The following is a 1841-nucleotide window of genomic DNA, read 5'->3' as shown; positions in this document are numbered from 1 at the left end:
GTCCATGACCGCGTAGCCGCCGTCGTTGGGCGCCGGACGCGGCGTCAGCAGCGGCATCAGGTGCAGGTAGCCGATGCCGAGGTCGCGGAGGTAGGACGCCCGCTCGCCGACCCCACGCAGCGTCCCGGCGAACCGGTCGGCGTACGCCGCGTAGCCCACCATCGAGGGCCGCTGGAACCAGTCCGGCTCGCGCAGCCGCTGCGCGTCGAGCTCGCGCAGGTCGGCGGGACGCGCGTCGTGCGCGGCACGGGCGATCCCGACGAGCGTACGGGCGACGGCGGGGGCGGCATCCGCCCCGTAGACCCGCGCCAGGGTGGCGAGGAGGTCTGGCTCGAGGTCGGCGAGGCGGTCCTCGAAGCCCATGTCGGTCGCGGTCACGGCCCCAGTATGGCGACGCGGAGCTGCCGATCGTCCTCGGTGGTCGAGCAGCCTCGCTCGACCACCGAGGACGAGCCGGTCACTCGGAGAGGCGCTCGCCCGACTCGGTGTCGAACACGTGGACGTGCTCGGGGTCGGTCGTGACGTAGAGCATCTCGCCCTTCTGCGGGTGGTGCCGGCCGCCGCTGACGCGCACGATGACGTTGGACGGCGTGCCCTCCACGTCGCAGGTGCCGTAGACGTAGCTGTCGGCACCGAGCTCCTCGACGACGGTGACCTTGACGGGCAGGCCACCCTCCTCGGCCGTGACGAGGCGCCAGTTCTCCGGGCGGACGCCGACCGTGACCTTGCCGGACATCTTCTTCTCCGCGGTCGGGTCGACCGGCACGTTGTAGCCGCCGACCTTCACCGTGCCGTCCTCGGCCGCCACGCCCTCGAGGAGGTTCATCTGCGGCGAGCCGATGAAGCCGGCGACGAAGAGGTTGACGGGCTTGTCGTAGAGCTTGAGCGGGGTGTCGACCTGCTGGAGCACTCCGAGCTTCATCACCGCGACCCGGTCGCCCATCGTCATGGCCTCGACCTGGTCGTGGGTGACGTAGACCGTGGTGACGCCGAGGTCCTGCTGGAGGCGGGCGATGTCGGTGCGGGTCGCCACGCGCATCTTGGCGTCGAGGTTGGACAGCGGCTCGTCCATGCAGAAGACCTGCGGGTTGCGGACGATCGCGCGACCCATGGCGACGCGCTGGCGCTGACCACCGGACAGCGCCTTGGGCTTGCGCTCGAGGTACTCGGTGAGCTGGAGGATCTCGGCGGCCTTGGCCACCCGCTCCTTGCGCTCGGCCGCGGGGACCTTGGCCATCTTGAGCGAGAACGCCATGTTCTCCTCGACCGACATGTGCGGGTAGAGCGCGTAGTTCTGGAAGACCATCGCGATGTCGCGGTCCTTGGGCGGGATGTTGGTGACGTCGCGGTCACCGATGTAGATCTTCCCGTCGTTGACCTCTTCGAGGCCGGCGAGCATGCGCAGGGTGGTCGACTTGCCGCAGCCCGAGGGCCCGACGAGCACCATGAACTCGCCGTCCTTGATCTCGAGGCTGATGCCGGGCACGGCCGGCTCGTCGGCGCCTGGATACCACCGCTGCGCGTTCTCGAACGTCACTGATGCCATTGTCTGCTCCTTCACCGGCAGGTACGTGCCGGACGATCCGTAGTGAAGTGACCGGGGTCACAGACCCCGAGGTCACAGTAGGGCCCGGCCCACAGCGGGGCAATGGCGCGGCCGCGCCGTCTCACGCCGTGCCGTCGCGAGCGGTGCGCACCGAGCCTCCGTGGCGCACCGCCATCGGTACCGAGTCGGTGCCGCCGTGGTCGTCGGGGTCGAGGAGGCGGCGTACGGCGAGCGCGCCGAGCTCGGTGAAGGGCAGCTCGACCGAGGTGAGCACCGGACGCAGCCACCCCGCGAG

1 protein-coding gene and 1 pseudogene are annotated in these 1841 nt (G+C 70.2%); both read right to left on the bottom strand.

Features of this window, described 5'->3' with window-relative positions; translation table 11 throughout:
• A pseudogene (locus tag VLF38_RS01285) lies at positions 1-378 on the bottom strand (alpha-amylase); the annotation flags it as partial.
• 79 nt (positions 379-457) lie between these two features.
• Entirely contained in the window at positions 458-1546 is a 1089-nt protein-coding gene (locus VLF38_RS01280; protein ID WP_325269480.1) for a sn-glycerol-3-phosphate ABC transporter ATP-binding protein UgpC, read from the bottom strand.
• Positions 1547-1841: the final 295 nt, after the last annotated feature.

It is taken from the genome of Nocardioides sp., assembly GCF_035481145.1.
Lineage (GTDB): Bacteria > Actinomycetota > Actinomycetes > Propionibacteriales > Nocardioidaceae > Nocardioides.
The sequence above is the reverse complement of the archived record's forward strand: the minus strand, read 5'-3'. Positions and strand labels throughout refer to the sequence as shown.